Origin of the sequence: Streptomyces sp. NPDC018019 (assembly GCF_044327805.1) — a bacterium.
In the GTDB taxonomy this organism is placed as follows: domain Bacteria; phylum Actinomycetota; class Actinomycetes; order Streptomycetales; family Streptomycetaceae; genus Streptomyces.
On record NZ_JBIRGD010000010.1, the window covers coordinates 135,809 to 153,290 of the forward strand.

The window sequence follows — 17,482 nt, forward strand, 5'->3', positions numbered from 1 at the left end:
TACATGTCTCCGGTGCGAGGCCCGGCCCGCCGCCCTCACGCGGGCGTCAGTCCGCTGGGGCGGGGGCGCTCTGCAGGCTCTCCGGATGGGCGCGTACCTCCGCCGAGCAGGTGTAACGCTGCGGGGCGCGGTCGCCGGGGCCGCCCAGCACCGCGGCGTGCGTGCGGCCCAGAGCGCCGCTTTCACCGAACGTGCAGGCGAGCTGGGCGAGCGCGAAGGACGGCAGGTCCTCCGGCCGCATGCTCAGCCGCAGCGCGGCCTGCGGGTCGCCCGCGCGCGGCCCGGACACCTCCAGGTCCTCGGGCACCGCCGTACTGAACCCGGCCTCCTCCTCGACGGGACTCGGCTGCTCCTGGAGCTCGTCCAGCAGGGCGCGGGCGGCCTGGACACGGCCGGCGGGCTGCTGCTTCGGATACGTCACGGTCCGCTCCACGGGCGCCAGCGTCGAGCTGCACACCAGGTACACGCCGACCGGGGCGCTGTCGGGCTGGGCCGGGGCCACCGAGCCCGCAGGAACCTTGCAGCTGACCCGGGAGGGCGCGCCCCCGGCGTCGACCGGCACGGACGTACCGCGGATGCCGCAGCCCGCGAGCGCCGGGGCGAGGGCGGCCAGCGCCACGGCGGTCAGCGCGACGGCCCGGGACCGGGACGCGGCCCGGACGCCGGCCGGCACCGGAGCGTCGGACGGCAGCGGAACACCGGCCGGGTTCGGGGCGCAGGCCGGGGTCCGGGTACGCCGCAGCCGCATCGGCCAGGTCATCGGCCGTCACCGCCTTCCGTGCCGCGCGGACCGGTGCCGTCGGACCGGGTGTCCGGAGCGGTTCCGGTGCCCGGGGCGGTTCCGGTGTCCGGGGCGGTTCCGGTGTCCGGTCGGGGGCCGGTGTCCGGGCCGTTCCCGGAGTCCGGCGCCGCACCCTCGGTACGGCCCTCGGCGCCCGGCGCGGCATCCGCTCCGGAACCGGCCCCGGCTCCCGCTCCGCCACTGTCCCGGGAGCCCTCACGGGCCCCGTCCCGGGCCTCCCCGCGAGCCTCGTCCCGGGCCTCCTCCCGGCCGCCGTCCCGCTGCTCCCTCTGCCCGTCCTGTCCGTCCTCCGCCGATCCCCCGGTCCCCACCGGCAGCCGCAGGGTGAAGACCGCCCCGCCCTCCGGAGAGTTCGCGGCCGTGATCTCGCCGCCGTGGATGTGCGCGTTCTCCAGGGCGATCGACAGGCCCAGACCGCTGCCCTCCGACCGCGGCCGGGACGCGCTCGCCTTGTAGAACCGGTCGAAGACGTGCGGCAGGACCTCCTGCGGGATGCCCGGCCCGTGGTCCCGTACCCGGATCAGCAGGTCCTCGCCGTCCGGCGTGGTCTCGGTGCGCACCGAGACCCGGACCGGCGAGCCGCCGTGCTTGAGCGCGTTGCCGATGAGGTTGGCGAGGATGACGTCGAGGCGGCGCGGGTCCAGGCGGGCCACGATGCCGCGCTCGGCGTCCAGCTCCACCGCGTCCAGCCAGGCCCGCGCGTCGATGCACGCGGTCACCTGGTCCGCGACGTCCACGTCGTCCTGCACCAGCCGCGCCGTCCCCGCGTCGAAGCGGGTGACCTCCATCAGGTTCTCCACCAGGTCGTTCAGCCGCCGGGTCTCGCTGACCACCAGCTTCACCGCGGGCGCGATCATCGGGTCGAGGGCGTCCTCCTCTTCCTCCAGCACCTCGGTGACCGCGGTGATCGCGGTCAGCGGCGTACGCAGCTCGTGCGACATGTCGGCGACGAACCGCCGGGAGGCCGCCTCCCGCCCGCTCAGCTCCGCCACCCGCTGCTCCAGCCGCTCGGCGGTGCGGTTGAAGGTGCGGGAGAGGTCGGCGAGTTCATCGGTGCCGGTCACCCGCAGCCGGGTGTCCAGCCGCCCCTCGCCCAGCTGCCGGGCCGCGTGGCCCAGCCGCTGCACGGGCCGCAGCACGGTGGTCGCGGCGGCCTGCGCCAGCAGCGCCGAGCCGACCAGGGCCAGCGCGGTGGCGATCCCCAGCGACCAGGCCAGCGAGTTGAGATCCTGCCGCTCGGTGGCCAGCGACTTGAGCATGTAGCCGGTCGGGCCGCCGCCGTTCATCCGGGCCCCGGCGACCAGGTACGGGGTGTCCTGGAGCTCCTTGCGCTGCCAGTACATGTGGTACGGCGTGCGGTTGCCCTCGTCGACGGCGCGCTTCTCGTTGACCGCCGTCTGGAGCGACCTGGGCACCGTCTTGAGCGTGAAGAGGTCCTTGTCGGTGGAGGCGACGCACTGCCGGCCGTCGGCGCCCTGCGCGACGAGCAGCACGGCGTAGCCCTGCGGCCCGCCCGCCATCTGCCGCGCGGCGTCCTCCAGCTCCGCGCACCGCGGGCGCAGCGGCAGCGAACGGGTGCTGTCCTCCAGCGACTTGCGGAAGTCGTTGAGGGCGGAGTTCTGGGTGCGGTCCAGCACGGTGTTGCGGTTGAGCCAGTACGCGATGCCGGAGGCGGAGACCGCCGCGGTCAGTGCGACCAGCGCGAAGACGAAGACCAGCCGCAGCCGCAGGCTGGTCCAGCGCAGCAGGCCGAGCGCCCGCACGCACCGCACGAGCAGCGAGGGCCGCTCCTGCTCGTGCGCGCCCTCGTCGGCGGTGCCGTCGGCCGCCCGCGGGTCCGTACCGTCCGCGCCGTGTCCGCCCGCGCGGGTGTCCGTACGGTCCGGGGCCGGACCGGTCGAGCGCTTCGTCACTGCGGGGTGTCCAGCCGGTAGCCGACTCCGCGGACCGTGCGGATCAGGGTCGGTGAGGACGGTACGTCCTCCACCTTCGCGCGCAGCCGCTGCACGCACGCGTCCACCAGCCGCGAGTCGCCGAGGTAGTCGTGCTCCCACACCAGCCGCAGCAGCTGCTGCCGGGACAGCGCCTGCCCGGGGCGGCGGCTGAGCTCCAGCAGCAACCGCAGCTCGGTGGGTGTCAGTTGCAGGTCCTCGCCGTTCTTGGTGACCGTCATCGCCGAGCGGTCGATGACCAGCGAACCGAACGTCGCCGCGTCGTTGGACTCGCGCTCCCCGCGCCGCAGCACGGCCCGGATCCGGGCGTCCAGCACCCGGCCCTGCACCGGCTTGACCACGTAGTCGTCCGCGCCCGATTCCAGCCCGACCACCACGTCGATGTCGTCGTTGCGCGCGGTCAGCAGGATGATCGGCAGCTGGTCCGTACGCCTGATCCGCCGGCACACCTCGAAACCGTCGATGCCCGGCAGCATCACGTCCAGCACGATCAGGTCCGGGCGCTGCTCGCGCAGCAGCTTCAGGCCGTCCTCGCCCGTCGCCGCGGTCACCACCCGGTGACCCTGGCGCGACAGCGAGAGCTCGAGGGCCGTGCGGATGGCGTCGTCGTCCTCGATCAGCAACAGGAAAGGCACGTCGGCCATTCTGGCCCATGGGGGACCACGACTTCGACCTGCGCGGTCCTGGCGCGCTGCCCGCACGTCGCCCCTCCCCCTGTGACAGGGCTGTGACAGACGGCGGACAGCGTCATGAAACTGCTCCGGCAAGCTTTTCCCCATCACGAACCGAAGCAAGCAGGGTCTACCGACGGGGGGCGCGCGATGAACACACTGCACAGCACCACGACCAGCGCAGTCGTCACGCGTCTGCACGACATCGGCCGGACCGCAGAGAAGTCCGGTGCCGTGGGCGGGCGGGGGTGCGCTCGCGGCACCGGGCGTCATCGCATTCCGTACATGATCGCGATCGACGCGATGACGCAGCGCGACGGGGGGCGCGGAACCGACGGGGGAGACGGTGGTTCCGCGGGGGGGACGGCGTACAGGGAAGGTACGGGGGAACGGCGCGCCGCGTCGCAGGCGGAGGAGACGGGGGACGCCGCCGCGGCGTTCACCGCCTACGTCCAGGAGCGCCGCGCTTCCCTGTACGCCACCGCCTACCACCTGACCGGTGACCGCTTCGAGGCCGAGGACCTGCTGCAGAGCGCGCTGTTCTCGACCTACCGGGCGTGGGACCGGATCAGCGACAAGGCGGCGCTGGGCGGCTATCTGCGCCGCACCATGACCAACCTGCACATCAGCGCGTGGCGCCGCCGCAAGCTGAACGAGTACCCGACCGAGGAGCTGCCGGAGACGGCCGGGGACACGGACGCGATGCGCGGCACGGAATTGCGCGCGGTGCTGTGGCAGGCGCTGGCCCGGCTGCCCGAGACACAGCGCACGATGCTGGTGCTGCGCTACTACGAGGGCCGCACGGACCCGGAGATCGCGGACATCCTCGACATCAGTGTCGGCACGGTCAAGTCCAGCATCTGGCGCTCGCTGCGCCGGCTGCGCGAGGACGAGGCGCTCAGCCTCGGCCGTGACGAGCAGGAGTCCTTCGGCGAGCTGGTGGCCTGAGGGGCGGGGAAGAACGGGGGAACCGAGGGGGGAGCACGGGGGAAACGGGGGGATGAGGAGCGGGTTCGGCCGGCCGGGGGGTACGGCGCGAATCCGCTCCTTCGCCGTTTCCGGCCCGCCGTCGCCCGGTGCGCGCGGCGGGCCCCGGCTCACTCAGGCACGGATCTCCGCGGGACCGGCGACGGCCCGGTCGGCCGCCCCGGTGTCCGCGGTCCGCGCCGCCGCGATGCGCGCCAGCGCCTCCGGCTTGGCGCACGGGTGGGCGCCCAGCCCGGTGTGCCGGGCGACGATGCCGCGCTCGGCGCGCAGCAGCCGCAGCCCGCGGCGCAGCAGGACCGGCACCGGTTTGCGGCCCTCGCGCAGGTCGCGGACCAGCCGGCGGCGGAACGTCGTGACGGGACGGCCGCGCAGGCACAGCGCGTCGGCCAGCAGCCCGGCCGTGCGGCAGTGCTCCACGATGTCCGCGGCGAAGATGCCCTCCGCGATGAACAGCGGCGCCGCACCCCGGTCCAGAACCGTTTCTCCGGTCCGGGCGCTGGCGGCGATGTCGTACACCGGCACGGCCGTACGTCCCGTACGGCACAGCGCGTCGATCGCGGCGACGGCGGCGCCCGCGTCCCACGACAGCGGGGAGTCCCAGTCGGTGGCCCCGCCGGGCAGCCGCGGCAGTGTCGGGTCCGTGCCCTCCTTGTAGAAGTCGTCGAGGCGGAGGACGGGCAGGCCGGTACGGGCGGCGAGGGACGACTTGCCGGAGCCGGAGGGGCCGGTCAGCAGGACGACCCGGGCGGCGGGCCGGGTGCGGGAGTGGAGGCTCACGGGGAGCCATTGTCGCGCATTGGGCCGTGCGGGTTACCGGGAGCGCGGTCGCTGGAACGCCCGGGCGTCCCTCAACTACGCTTCGCAATCGTTCGATTACTCAATCATTTACTTTGCGATGCACAGGCAGGTGGCACATGGCCTCTCATGCACGACCCAGGCACCGGCGCCGCGCCCCGCGCGGCGTCCTGCGCGCCGGGCTGGCGCTCACCGCGGCCGGTGCGGCGTTCGCGGCGGCCGGTGCGGCACCGGCGGGGGCGGCGGGCGTGGCGCCCGGCCGCGCCAGTGACATCGAGAAGACCGGCCGGGCGCTGACGGGCGCGCTGTCGCACTCCCTGGCGGGCGGTGTCGGGCCGGTCAAGAGCCTCAAGCTGGACCCGCTGGCGGGCACCGCCGCCGATCCGCTGACCAACAAGATCGGCACCCAGGTCGCCGACTTCAAGCCGCTGACCACCGGCATCGTGACGGACCCGATCGCCCGCGGGGGCGCGCTGGAGGACCTGCCGCTGACCGCCAAGGCCGCGGACCTGCTGCCCGGTTGAGCGGGCCGGATACGGAGCGGGACGCGAACCGCCCGCCCCCGTGGACGGACGGGGGCGGGCGGAAGCGTGCTCCGCGGGCGCGGGCGCCTGCGGGGGCGGAGGGTCAGACCCCCATCGGGTGCCAGACGGTCTTGGTCTCCAGGAAGGCCAGCAGCCGCTCCGTACCCGGGTCGGCGGTCCAGTCGGTGCCGGAGGAGCCGTCCACAGCCTGTGGACGCAGGACGCGCTTGAGGTTGTCGGCCGCGGCCGTCTCCAGCGCCTTGACCAGCTCCGCGTCGGCCGCGGCGCCCGCCAGGTCGATCGCGTTCACGTCTTGGTGCGCGGCCAGCGGCCCGCCCAGCTCGTTGACGCGCCCGGACAGGATGTTGACCACGCCGCCGGGCAGGTCGGAGGTGGCCAGCACCTCGCCCAGCGACAGCGCGGGCAGCGGCGACCTCTCGCTCGTGACGACCACGGCCGTGTTGCCCGTGACGATCACCGGGGCGATCACCGAGACCAGCCCGAGGAACGACGACTCCTGCGGCGCCAGCACGGCGACCACACCGGTCGGCTCCGGCGACGACAGGTTGAAGTACGGCCCGGCCACCGGGTTCGCGGCGCCCGCGATCTGGGCGACCTTGTCGGACCAGCCCGCGTACCAGACCCAGCGGTCGATCGCCGCGTCCACCTGCGCCGCGGCCTTGGCCTTCGACAGGCCCTCGGCGTCGGCGACCTCCGCGGCGAACTGCTCGCGGCGGCCCTCCAGCATCTCCGCGACGCGGTAGAGGATCTGGCCGCGGTTGTAGGCCGTGGCGCCGGACCAGCCGCCGAACGCCTTGCGGGCCGCGACGACCGCGTCCCGGGCGTCCTTGCGGGACGACAGAGGCGCGTTGGCGAGCCAGTTGCCCTTGGAGTCCGACACCTCGTACACCCGCCCGCTCTCGGACCGGGGGAACTTGCCCCCGACGTACAGCTTGTAGGTCTTGAGAACGCTCAAGCGATCAGACATCGAGGTACGCCTCCAGACCGTGCCGGCCGCCCTCGCGGCCGAAGCCCGACTCCTTGTAACCGCCGAACGGCGAGGCCGGGTCGAACTTGTTGAACGTGTTGGACCAGACGATGCCCGCCCGGAGCTTGTTCGCCATCCACAGGATGCGCGAACCCTTCTCCGTCCAGACGCCCGCCGACAGCCCGTACGGGGTGTTGTTGGCCTTGGCGACCGCCTCTTCCGGCGTACGGAAGGTCAGCACCGACAGCACCGGCCCGAAGATCTCCTCCTGGGCGATGCGGTGGGCCTGGGTGACGCCGGTGAACAGCGTGGGCGCGAACCAGTAGCCCGCGTCGGGCAGTTCGCAGGCCGGGGCCCAGCGCTCGGCGCCCTCGGACTCTCCCGCGTCGGCCAGCGCCGTGATGCGGGCCAGCTGCTCGGCCGAGTTGATCGCGCCGATGTCGGTGTTCTTGTCCAGCGGGTCGCCGACGCGCAGCGTGCTCATCCGGCGCTTGAGCGCGTCCAGCAGCTCTTCCTCGACGGACTCCTGCACCAGCAGGCGCGAGCCCGCGCAGCACACGTGGCCCTGGTTGAAGAAGATGCCGTTGACGATGCCCTCGACGGCCTGGTCGATCGGCGCGTCGTCGAAGACGATGTTCGCGGCCTTGCCGCCCAGCTCCAGGGTGAGCTTCTTGTCCGTACCGGCGACGGTACGGGCGATGGCCTTGCCGACCTCGGTCGAGCCGGTGAAGGCGACCTTGTTCACATCCGGGTGCGCGACCAGCCCGGCGCCGGTCGAGCCGTCACCGGTGAGGATGTTCACGACACCCTTCGGCAGGCCCGCCTGGCGGCAGATGTCCGCGAAGAACAGCGCGGACAGCGGGGTGGTCTCGGCGGGCTTGAGGACGACGGTGTTGCCGCAGGCCAGCGCCGGGGCGATCTTCCACGCCAGCATCAGCAGCGGGAAGTTCCACGGGATGACCTGGCCGGCCACGCCGAGCGGGCGGGGGTTCGCGCCGTAGCCGGCGTGGCCCAGCTTGTCGGCCCAGCCCGCGTAGTAGAAGAAGTGCGCGGCGACCAGCGGCAGGTCCGAGTCGCGGGACTCGCGGATCGGCTTGCCGTTGTCCAGCGACTCCAGGACGGCCAGCTCGCGGGAGCGCTCCTGGATGAGGCGGGCGATGCGGAAGAGGTACTTGGCGCGCTCGGCGCCGGGCAGCGCCGACCACTTCTCGAACGCCTTGCGGGCGGCCTTGACGGCGCGGTCCACGTCCTCGGAGCCCGCCTGCGCGACCTCGGAGAGCGCCTCCTCGTTCGCGGGCGAGACGGTCTTGAAGACCTTGCCGTCGGCGGCCTCGGTGAACTCGCCGTCGATGAACAGGCCGTAGGACGGCGCGATGTCGACGACGGCGCGCGACTCGGGCGCCGGTGCGTATGCGAAGGTCATGGTCAGTCCACCGTGACGTAGTCGGGGCCGGAGTAGCGGCCGGTGCCGAGCTTCTGGCGCTGCATCAGCAGGTCGTTGAGCAGGCTGGAGGCGCCGAAGCGGAACCAGTCCGCGGTCAGCCACTCCTCGCCCAGCGTCTCGTTGACCATGACCAGGTACTTGAGCGCGTCCTTGGTCGTACGGATGCCGCCGGCCGGCTTCACACCGACCTGTACCCCGGTCGCGGCGTGGAAGTCGCGGACCGCTTCGAGCATCAGCAGGGTCACCGGCGGGGTGGCGTTGACCGCGACCTTGCCGGTCGAGGTCTTGATGAAGTCGGCGCCCGCCAGCATCGCGAGCCAGGAGACCCGGCGCACGTTGTCGTACGTCTGGAGCTCGCCGGTCTCGAAGATGACCTTCAGGTGCGCGGACGAGCCGTCCTCGCGGCGGCACGCCTCCTTGACCTGCTTGATCTCCTCGAAGACGGACATGTACCGGCCGGACAGGAAGGCGCCGCGGTCGATCACCATGTCGATCTCGTCGGCGCCGGCCGCGACCGCGTCACGGGTGTCGGCCAGCTTCACGGGCAGCGCGGCCCGCCCCGCCGGGAAGGCGGTGGCGACGGAGGCGACGTGGATGCCGGAGCCGGTCAGGGCCTCCTTGGCGGTCGCCACCATGTCGGGGTAGACGCAGATCGCGGCGACCTTGGGGGTGGTGCGGTCGAGGGGGTCGGGGTGGATCCCCTTGGCGCACAGGGCCCGGACCTTGCCCGGGGTGTCCGCTCCTTCGAGCGTCGTCAGGTCGATCATCGAGATGGCGAGATCGATGGCGTACGCCTTCGCCGTGGTCTTGATCGAGCGGGTGCCGAGGGTCGCGGCGCGGGCCTGGAGGCCGACCGCGTCGACGCCCGGGAGGCCGTGCAGGAAGCGGCGCAGCGCACCGTCGGAAGCGGTCACGTCCGCCATCGACGCCAGACGCCCCGCGGCTTCCTTGCCGTATGCGGGAACAGTGGTGGGCATGGTCACGAGGGGAGCATATCTACGCGCGTAGCTGCATGTCATCCCCTTCGCGGAGCCGGGTTGGTGCGAGGGTGGGGACAACTCCGGTTTTCCGGCGGTGCCGGGTGATACCGGGCAGTCGCCCTTCCGCGGCGCGTCCGTTACACAACGGCGATTCGGCGGTCAAAGACCATCCGTACGTTACGTCCCACCGCCACCGCCAGACCTCACGGCCCCACCCGTCCGGGAGGCGGCATGCGATGTCTTCGTTCATCCAGTCCGGCACGACCAGCCCGCATTGGAGTTCCCGCATGTCTGCATCAGTCCCGCGCCACCGTACGATCCTGCGCACCGCGGCCGTCTGCGCCGCCGTGTCCGCCGCCGCCCTCGGACCGGTGTCCGGCGCGTTCGCCGCCGGTCCGGCGAAGGGCGGGGGGCCGACGCCTGCCGATGTCGCGCGGTGCACGGTCACCGAGAAGGTCCACTCGCTCCTGCCCGTCGAGGGCGCGTACGTGGAGATCATCAACCGGCCGATCCCCGAGAACGGGCCCGAGGGGCCGCAGGCCGTCCTGAAAGACAAGGACGGCAACCTCCTCACCAGGGACGGCGATATCCCCTACGGGGGTGTGAACTACCACCACCCCCTCAACGAGGAGGCCGGACTCAAGCTCACCGACCTGGAGAGCGGCCGGGCCAAGCTGTGGCAGCGCCGTCCGGCGGGCGGGGCCGCCTTTGCCCACACCCACGACTTCCCCGCGCTGCCCAAGGGCTGTCCGGTCCGCTGGGCGGCTCAGGGCGAGGGCACCCACGTCCGTACGGTGGCACTGGCGGACGGCGGTTCCGTCGCCAAGGTCTACCGGATGGGCCCCGGCCACTACCGGGCGGAAGGTTTCTTCGACGACGGACGGTCGTTCGGCTCCCTCGAAGCGACCCCCGCCGAGCCCTACGTGGCCGGCAACCTCAACGGGATGATCACCGCGCTCTCCGCGAAGGGCGAGGTGGCCTCCTGGTTCGCGAAGACCCGCCCGACCGGCCCGCACAACGAAACGCTCGCCGACGGCAGGACCGTCGTCCGGGTGACCGAACTCGGTGATCAGCACTACCGGGCGGTTCTCGTCGGCGGGGACGGGCGTACCCTCGGCACGATGGAGGTCCACGGCGACAGGAAGTTCCGCTCGGCGATCAAGGCCGGCTCCCTGTGGGCCGTACTGGAGACCGATGGCGGCGTCACCTCGCACGTCGCGCGCTGAGCCGGCCCCCACGCCGGAACAGCGTCCCCCATAACGCAGTTCGACCGGCCCGCCGGTCCCCGGCGGGCCGCTTCCCGTACACGCGGGAAGCCCTCTGTAACAGCCGCCCCCAGGAGTGATGAACTTCTGTGAGGTGGCCGTTACACAACCACGGACGGTCTGTCACAGCCGTCCCCTACCTTTTGGAATGCCGCACCGACCGCAGCACCTTCCGGCTCCACCAGTAGAGGACGGCGGATGTGGTCTCGTCGCCGAACGACCGACCATTCAACGGGGGTCACCCATGACCGTACTGACCGCACGCCGCCGCACCCTCCGCACCGCCGTCGCGTCCGCCGCACTGGGCGCCGCCCTGTTCGGCTCCGCCTCCGGCGCCTTCGCCGCCACGCCCGCGACCGCCGTGCCGGCCGCCGGCGCGAAGCCCGTCTCCGACGGCGCCGGCCGTTACGCGGGGCAGCCGGTCTACATCGGCAAGGGCATGGTGGCGGTACTGCGCAACGTGCCCTCGGACGGCGGCCCCGAGGCGTGGATCCGTTACGTCGGCCCGCGGTGGAAGGCCGGCGACTGGTACATGGTCCGGGTGCTCGGCCTCCTCGACCGTGCCCACCCGTCCGCGCGGATCAAGGGCCTGCACCTGCGCCTGTCGGGCATCTCGGGCGCGTCGCCGACGCTGCACGTCGGCGGCGGCAGCCTGGCGAGGACGTACCCGCTGCCGAAGTCCGGCGCGCCGTCCACCGGCGGCAAGGGGACCGGTAAGGAGACCGGCAAGCGCGGTCAGGGCGGCAAGGAGGCCGCGCAGACCGCCCACAAGCCCGGCGGTACCGCCTCCGACCGCCGCAAGAGCTGTTCCGTCACCCGCCGCGTGGCCATCGGCGGCGGCACCCTCGCCGCCCTGACCAACAGCTCCAAGGGCCCCGGGGTGACCTTCGAGGACGGTCCGGGCAACGCGGTGCCGGGCGCCTTCCTCGACCGTACGCACCCGACCCTGACCCGCTTCGGCGCGAAGATCGTCAGTCCGTACAGTGCCCACCCCACGTTCCGCTTCACGATGCAGGGCGGCAGCTACCCGACCGGTCTCGCCAACTTCCCCGCGCTGCCCAAGGGCTGCGCGCCGGTGGCGAAGCCCGGCAAGGGCGGTGCCGTCGGTGGTGCGCACACCGTGAAGGCCGCCGAGAGCAAGGGCACGGCCGCCACCGGCTCGCAGGCCGCCCCGGCCGGCGCCCAGACCAAGGCGCTGCCCAAGGGCGCCGTGGCCGCCGGTTACGACGCGCCGGAGACGCCGGACACCACTCCGCTGTTCGCGGCGGGCGGCGCGTTCGCCGCGGCCGGTGCCGCGGGCGTCGCCTTCGCGGTCCGCCGCCGCCGGCAGTCCGAGGGCGCGGAGTGCTGAACCGGCGCCCCGCGGGGCGCCGGTCGAACCGTCTGCTGGGGGCCGCCTGCCTGCTCCTCCTCGCGTTCGGCGGCGCGCTGATCCTCCGGGGCGTGCTGGCCCGCGGTGCCCCCGCCCCGGCACCGGCCGTCCACGTCGCGAACACCAGCGCCCCCACCACGGGCCCGCGCGCCCCGGCACCGGCCGCGCTGCCCGCCGCCCGGCCCGTCCGCGTCCGCATCCCGGCCGCGGGTGTGAACACCGGCCCGGTCCTCGACCTGGGCCTGGCCGCCGACGGCACGGTCGAGGTGCCGTCCGTGCGGCAGGCCGGCCGCATCGGCTGGTACGACCAGGGCGTCACCCCCGGCGAGACCGGTCCCGCCGTCCTCATCGGCCACTACGACACCGTCGACGGCCCGGCCGTGCTGAAGGACGTCGGCCGCATCGGGGTCGGGGACAAGATCTATGTAGACCGGGCGGACGGCCGGACCGCGGTCTTCGCCGTCCGCGCGCTCCAGCAGGTGGACAAGAAGGACTTCCCCACCCGGCGGGTCTACGGCGACACCGACCGGCCCGAGCTGCGCCTGGTGACCTGCGGCGGCGCCCTGGTCGACGGCCACCGGCCGGACAACATCGTGATCTACGCCGATCTGGTGGCGGCCTGAGGCCCGGCCGCGCCGCGGCGTACGAATGATGCCGTAACGCAATGTCCGGCATCCGGACGCTCAGGCACAATCGGCAGCATGACGAGCCCGGAACAGTCCTCCCCGCAGCAGTACGCGGACCGCAGCTACCGCTCGCCCGCCGCCCTCGCCGGCGGGGTCCTGCTGCTCGCGCTCGCCGCCTGGCTGGGCGGCGACGCGCTGGTGCGCGGCGCGGCGCACACCAAGCTGCTGGCCGTGGCCGGGCTGCTGTTCGCGGTGCCGCTGGTGACCGCCTTCACGCTGCGCCCGCTGGTGCGCGCGGGCACCGACCGGCTCGTGGTGCGCAATCCGTTCCGTACGATCACGCTTCCCTGGGCGGCGGTCGAGGATCTGCGGGCGTCGTTCTCCAGCGAGGTCTTCACGACGGACGGCGCGAAGTACCAGCTCTGGTCCATCCCGGTGTCGCTGCGGCAGCGCAAGAAGGCCAACCGGCAGGCGGCGCGCGGCGGCCGTCCGGCCCGCAGCCGGTTCGGGCTGCACCCGACCGAGGCCGTCGAACAGGAGCCGGTGGTGGCGCGGGCCACGGCCGACCGGTCGCTCGACGAACTGCGGGAGCTCCAGGAGCGGGGCGCCAAGCGGGAGGGCGCGCAGGGCACGCCGGTGGTGAAGTGGGCGTACGAGGTGATCGTGCCGTGCGTGGTGGGAGCGGTGGCGCTGGCGGTGCTGATCGCGCTCTGAGGCGCATGCCCCGCGGGGAGCCGCGCCCGGACGTCACAACGCGCCGCGGTACGTCAGCAGCATGTACGCGCCGAAGTAGGCCGAAGCCAGGGCGGCCACCGGCAAGCACAGCAGGGCGGTACGGCGGCGGGCGCCGGCGAGGGCCAGCGCCAGGGGGAGCAGGAGCGGGAAGCCGGGCAGCAGGAAGCGGGCCCGGGGGAAGTAGACGCCGCCGCTGCCCAGGACGACCGTCAGCAGGACGCCGCTGAAGACCAGGAGCGGCAGCGACCGGCGGTCGGACAGGCACAGCAGGAGGAACAGCACCACCGACACGATCAGCACCACCGACACCACGACCAGATAGAGCTGCGGGCGCGACTGGTGGACCAGGGTGGCCCGCAGCGCGCGCAGCGTCTCCGCGCCGCCGTCCCACTCGTTGCGCCACTGCCGCTGGACCGCGAAGTAGCCGTCCGCGCGCCCCAGCCGTACGCCCACCCACCCGACGTACGCGAGCCAGCCGAGCGGCGCGAGCACCGCGCCCAGGACGATGCGGCGTATCCGGCTGCGGTCCGGGTCCGGGTCCAGGTCCGATTCCGGGGCCGGGTCCGGCCCTGGCGGCACGGACGCGGTACGGCGCATGCGCCACAGGGCCACGACGGCGCTGACACAGACCGCCGCGACGAGCGCCACGCCGGTGGGCCGGGTGAGCCCGGCGAGGAGGCAGAGCGCTCCGGCCGTGACCCAGCGGTCGGTCAGCACGGCGTACAGCGACCACGCCACCAGCGCGGTGAACAGGGACTCCGTGTAGCCCATCCACTGGACGGCGGCGACCGGCGTGACGCCCCACAGGACGGCCAGTACGGTGCCCACCCGACGCCCGTGCAGGCGCTCGCCCACCGCGTAGATCCCCCACGCGGCGAACAGCGAACAGCCGACCGCGACGAGCAGCCCGATGGTCGCGCGGGAGCCCGGCGTCACGCCCGCGACGGCCTTGACGACCACCGGGTAGAGCGGGAAGAAGGCGAGGTTGCACGCGTCGAACCGGCTCGGATCGAGGGAGGCCGCGTAACCGTGGTCGGCGATCCCCGTGTACCAGCGCGAATCCCACCGGTTGGCCAGCAGCGGCCACAGCCCGTGGTGCTGGAGATGCGCCCACTTCATCAGCACGAACGTGCCCAGCAGGCGTACGGCGGTGTAGCCGAGCAGCGCGGGCCCGGCGCGGTGCAGGGAGTTCCGGAGCGCTCGTCCGGGGGAGCGGCGGGCGGCGGAGTCCGGTGCCGGTGCGGTGGGGACGGCCGTGCCGGTCGCGGTCGGGAACACTGCGGCAACTCCTGGGAGGGCTGGGCAGGTTGTCGGACCAGACCAGCGTGTCCCGGAGTGCGGGCGGTGGCGGGGGCGCGCTGCGGCAGGTGCAGTACGACTGTCACCCGTACGGGGCTGTCACCCGTACGGGAAAGCGGAGCGGGCCCCGGAACCCTTCGGTCCCGGGGCCCGCCGCCTGTCCGCCGTCAGATCAGATGCCGGCCGCGGCCGACAGATCCGCCTTGATCGCGCCGAGCACCTCGTCGGCCCGGGCGCGCGCCGCGCCCAGCGCCTGGGCGTCGCCGACCGGCACCACGACCTCCAGGTAGCACTTCAGCTTGGGCTCGGTACCGCTGGGCCGGACCACCACCCGGCCGCTCTCGACGCCGTCCCGCTCCGTCCCCGCGAGGTGGTAGCGCAGGCCGTCGGTGGGCGGCAGCGTGTCCGTCCCCTGGGACAGGTCGTCGGCGGACGACACGGTCAGGCCCGCCAGCGCGGCCGGCGGCTGCTCGCGGAGCCGCCGCATGGCCGCGGCGATCAGCGACAGGTCCTCGACGCGCACCGACAGCTGGTCGGTGGCGTGCAGGCCGAATTCCAGGGCCAGGTCGTCCAGCAGGTCGCTCAGCGTCCGGCCGGACTGCTTGAGCTCGGCCGCCAGCTCGGTGATCAGCAGGGCGGCGGTGATGCCGTCCTTGTCCCGGACGCCCTCGGGGTCGACGCAGTAGCCGAGCGCCTCCTCGTACGCGTACCGCAGGCCGTCCACGCGGGCCAGCCACTTGAAGCCGGTCAGGGTCTCCTCGTACGGCAGCGCGGCCGCGGCGGCGATCCGCGACATCAGCGAGGACGACACGATCGTGGTGGCGAAGGTGCCGGACGCCTGCTTGCTGACCAGGTGCGCGGCCAGCAGCGCGCCGACCTCGTCACCGCGCAGCATGCGCCAGCCGTCCTCGGTACCGGGGGCCGGTACGGCGACGGCGCAGCGGTCCGCGTCCGGGTCGTTGGCGATGACGATGTCCGGGCCGACCGAGCGCGCCGTGGCGAAGGACAGGTCCATCGCGCCCGGCTCCTCCGGGTTGGGGAAGGCCACGGTCGGGAAGTCCGGGTCCGGCTCGGCCTGCTCGGTGACGACGGTCGGCGCGGGGAAGCCGGCCCGCGCGAAGGCGGCCACCAGCACGTCCCGGCCGACGCCGTGCATCGGCGTGTAGACCACCTGCGTGTCGCGCGGCGAGCCCGGCGTCAGCACCGCGTCCGTACGCTCCAGGTACGCCTGGAGGACGTCCTCGCCCAGCACCTCCCAGCCCTCCTCGGGCCGCGGTACGTCGTTCAGCGACTGCACCGCCGCGATGCGCTCGGCGATCTGCCCGTCCGCGGGCGGCACGATCTGCGAACCGTCGCCCAGGTAGACCTTGTAGCCGTTGTCGCGCGGCGGGTTGTGGCTGGCGGTGACCTCGACGCCGGCGACGGCGCCCAGGTGCCGGATGGCGAAGGCCAGGACCGGGGTGGGCAGCGGGCGCGGCAGCACCGCGGCGCGCAGCCCGGCGCCCACCATCACGGCGGCGGTGTCCCGCGCGAAGTCCGCGCTCTTGTACCGCGCGTCGTACCCGATCACGACCAGCCCCCCGGCCCGGCCCTGGTCCTTCAGGTACGCGGCCAGCCCGGCCGCCGCGCGGATGACGACGGCGCGGTTCATCCGCATCGGGCCCGCGCCCAGCTCGCCGCGCAGTCCGGCGGTGCCGAACTGCAGGGTGCCCGCGAACCGGGCGGCCAGCTCGTCCAGGTCCTCCGCGTCGATGAGCTTGCCCAGCTCTTCGCGGGTTTCGAGGTCGGGGTCCTCGGCCTGCCATGCCTTCGCCCGGCTGATCAGCTCCGCGGGATCGGTTGCCACGTGATGCTCCTGCCTCTGGTTGCGGTGGTGGGGGGAAGCGCTCGGCGCGTAACGCTTACCCACTCCGCGCGATTGTTCGACCGGCGGGCGCGCGGGCGCCGGCCGCGCGCGCCGCGCCAGGGCGTGCGGGGGTCCCGGCCGGCCCGGCCCCTTGCGTACGGCGCGCCCCGGGGCACCCGTACGACGTACGGGGCGTCCGTGAACGCCCCGTACTCCTGCTTCCGTGTGTGTCCGGACGCGTCTGCTCGGACGCCGCTGCTCAGAGCTTGCCGAGCACCTGGGCGAGCAGGCTGCCCATGCGGGTCGCGGAGTCGCGCCCGGCCTGGAGGACCTCTTCGTGGTTGAGCGGCTCGCCGGTCATGCCCGCGGCGAGGTTGGTCACCAGGGACAGCCCGAGCACCTCGGCGCCGGCCTCACGGGCGGCGATCGCCTCCAGGACGGTGGACATGCCGACCAGGTCCGCGCCCATGGTGCGGAGCATTCTGATCTCGGCCGGGGTCTCGTAGTGCGGGCCGGGGAGCTGGGCGTACACGCCCTCCTCCAGCGTCGCGTCGACCTCCTTGCACAGCGCGCGCAGCCGCGGCGAGTACAGGTCGGTCAGGTCGACGAACCGGGCGCCGACGATCGGGGAGGTGGCGGTCAGGTTCAGGTGGTCGCTGATCAGGACCGGCTGGCCGGGGCGCATGCCGTCGCGCAGGCCGCCGCACCCGTTGGTGAGCACCACGGTCTTGCAGCCGGCCGCGGCGGCGGTGCGGATGCCGTGCACGACGGGGGCCACACCGCGGCCCTCGTAGTAGTGCGTACGGCCCAGGAAGACCAGGGCCCGCTTCTCGCCGATCTTGTACGAGCGGACCTTGCCGCCGTGGCCCGCGACGGCCGGGGCCGGGAAGCCGGGCAGCTCGGTGACCGGGAATTCGTGCTCGGGCGTGCCCAGTGCCTCGGCCGCCGGCGCCCAGCCGGAGCCCATCACCAGGGCGACGTCGTGGGTCTCGGCGCCGGTCAGCTCGCGCAGGCGGGCAGCGGCGTCGGCGGCGGCGCCCTGCGGGTCGCGCGCGATGTCCGGGGTAACAGATGCGTTCACGCGGACGAGGGTAGCCGGTAATTGCCTACGCGCGTAGATGTCCCGGCCGACGGCATCCCGCCGATCTGTTCGTAGATCCGTACGAAGGTTCCGGACGGCGGTGGAACGGGCCGGT

16 protein-coding genes are annotated in these 17,482 nt (G+C 73.5%); 6 read left to right on the forward strand and 10 right to left on the reverse strand.

Features of this window, described 5'->3' with window-relative positions; genetic code table 11:
* Positions 1–46 precede the first annotated feature (46 nt).
* Genes ACH4FX_RS18760 through afsQ1 form a run of 3 tightly spaced genes read right to left on the reverse strand, consistent with a single transcriptional unit; the run spans position 47 to position 3,389 of the window.
* Entirely contained in the window at positions 47–760 is a 714-nt protein-coding gene (locus tag ACH4FX_RS18760) for a hypothetical protein (RefSeq protein WP_398480241.1), read from the reverse strand.
* The gene (locus tag ACH4FX_RS18765; RefSeq protein ID WP_398480243.1) at positions 757–2,715 is read right to left on the reverse strand and encodes an ATP-binding protein; all 1,959 of its coding nucleotides are present in this window, start codon (positions 2,713–2,715) and stop codon (positions 757–759) included. Before ACH4FX_RS18765 ends, ACH4FX_RS18760 begins: the two co-directional genes overlap by 4 nt.
* Complete coding sequence (gene afsQ1 / locus ACH4FX_RS18770; RefSeq protein WP_004571966.1) at positions 2,712–3,389, reverse strand: two-component system response regulator AfsQ1; 678 nt, start codon at positions 3,387–3,389, stop codon at positions 2,712–2,714. The genes ACH4FX_RS18765 and afsQ1 overlap by 4 nt, the downstream gene beginning before the upstream one ends.
* Positions 3,390–3,575: 186 nt before the next feature.
* Between afsQ1 and ACH4FX_RS18775 the strand changes: the two genes are divergently transcribed.
* Positions 3,576–4,373: a SigE family RNA polymerase sigma factor gene (locus ACH4FX_RS18775; protein ID WP_398480245.1), complete on the forward strand. Its 798-nt coding sequence runs from the start codon at positions 3,576–3,578 to the stop codon at positions 4,371–4,373.
* Between the two features lie 153 nt (positions 4,374–4,526).
* Here the strand turns inward: ACH4FX_RS18775 and ACH4FX_RS18780 are convergent, their stop codons facing one another.
* Positions 4,527–5,189 (reverse strand): uridine kinase, encoded by a 663-nt coding sequence (locus ACH4FX_RS18780; RefSeq protein ID WP_398480247.1) that lies wholly within the window; start codon positions 5,187–5,189, stop codon positions 4,527–4,529.
* Between the two features lie 137 nt (positions 5,190–5,326).
* Here ACH4FX_RS18780 and ACH4FX_RS18785 point away from each other — a divergent pair, with 137 nt between their 5' ends.
* A complete protein-coding gene (locus ACH4FX_RS18785) occupies positions 5,327–5,731 on the forward strand; it encodes a hypothetical protein (RefSeq protein ID WP_398480249.1) in 405 nt (134 codons plus the stop codon).
* A gap of 103 nt (positions 5,732–5,834) precedes the next feature.
* On the opposite strand, the gene ACH4FX_RS18790 is transcribed toward ACH4FX_RS18785, so the two are convergent.
* From ACH4FX_RS18790 to deoC, 3 genes are read right to left on the reverse strand one after another with little or no spacing between them, the layout of a single operon-like run.
* Positions 5,835–6,719, reverse strand: a complete 885-nt coding sequence (locus ACH4FX_RS18790) for an aldehyde dehydrogenase family protein (RefSeq protein ID WP_398480251.1) — start codon at positions 6,717–6,719, stop codon at positions 5,835–5,837.
* On the reverse strand, positions 6,712–8,142 hold the full coding sequence (locus ACH4FX_RS18795; RefSeq protein WP_398480253.1) for an aldehyde dehydrogenase family protein: 1,431 nt from the start codon (positions 8,140–8,142) through the stop codon (positions 6,712–6,714). The genes ACH4FX_RS18790 and ACH4FX_RS18795 overlap by 8 nt, the downstream gene beginning before the upstream one ends.
* Positions 8,143–8,144: 2 nt before the next feature.
* Positions 8,145–9,140, reverse strand: a complete 996-nt coding sequence (gene deoC, locus ACH4FX_RS18800) for a deoxyribose-phosphate aldolase (RefSeq protein ID WP_398480507.1) — start codon at positions 9,138–9,140, stop codon at positions 8,145–8,147.
* A gap of 290 nt (positions 9,141–9,430) precedes the next feature.
* Between deoC and ACH4FX_RS18805 the strand changes: the two genes are divergently transcribed.
* From ACH4FX_RS18805 to ACH4FX_RS18820, 4 genes are all read left to right on the forward strand, one after another.
* Complete coding sequence (locus ACH4FX_RS18805) at positions 9,431–10,369, forward strand: hypothetical protein (RefSeq protein WP_398480255.1); 939 nt, start codon at positions 9,431–9,433, stop codon at positions 10,367–10,369.
* Positions 10,370–10,652: 283 nt separating this feature from the next.
* Positions 10,653–11,759: a hypothetical protein gene (locus ACH4FX_RS18810; protein WP_398480257.1), complete on the forward strand. Its 1,107-nt coding sequence runs from the start codon at positions 10,653–10,655 to the stop codon at positions 11,757–11,759.
* Complete coding sequence (locus tag ACH4FX_RS18815; protein ID WP_398480509.1) at positions 11,756–12,403, forward strand: class F sortase; 648 nt, start codon at positions 11,756–11,758, stop codon at positions 12,401–12,403. Before ACH4FX_RS18810 ends, ACH4FX_RS18815 begins: the two co-directional genes overlap by 4 nt.
* Positions 12,404–12,481: 78 nt before the next feature.
* Positions 12,482–13,120, forward strand: coding sequence for a PH domain-containing protein (locus ACH4FX_RS18820; RefSeq protein WP_398480259.1), 639 nt, complete (start codon positions 12,482–12,484; stop codon positions 13,118–13,120).
* Positions 13,121–13,153: 33 nt separating this feature from the next.
* Here ACH4FX_RS18820 and ACH4FX_RS18825 read toward each other — a convergent pair whose 3' ends face one another.
* The 3 genes from ACH4FX_RS18825 to ACH4FX_RS18835 all read right to left on the reverse strand — a co-directional run bounded on the left by ACH4FX_RS18825 (position 13,154) and on the right by ACH4FX_RS18835 (position 17,367).
* Positions 13,154–14,419 carry a hypothetical protein gene (locus ACH4FX_RS18825; protein WP_398480261.1) on the reverse strand — a complete coding sequence of 422 codons (1,266 nt, stop codon included), beginning with the start codon at positions 14,417–14,419 and terminating at the stop codon, positions 13,154–13,156.
* A gap of 193 nt (positions 14,420–14,612) precedes the next feature.
* Positions 14,613–16,286: a phospho-sugar mutase gene (locus ACH4FX_RS18830; RefSeq protein WP_398480263.1), complete on the reverse strand. Its 1,674-nt coding sequence runs from the start codon at positions 16,284–16,286 to the stop codon at positions 14,613–14,615.
* Positions 16,287–16,545: 259 nt separating this feature from the next.
* Complete coding sequence (locus tag ACH4FX_RS18835; RefSeq protein ID WP_398480265.1) at positions 16,546–17,367, reverse strand: purine-nucleoside phosphorylase; 822 nt, start codon at positions 17,365–17,367, stop codon at positions 16,546–16,548.
* Positions 17,368–17,482 lie beyond the last annotated feature (115 nt).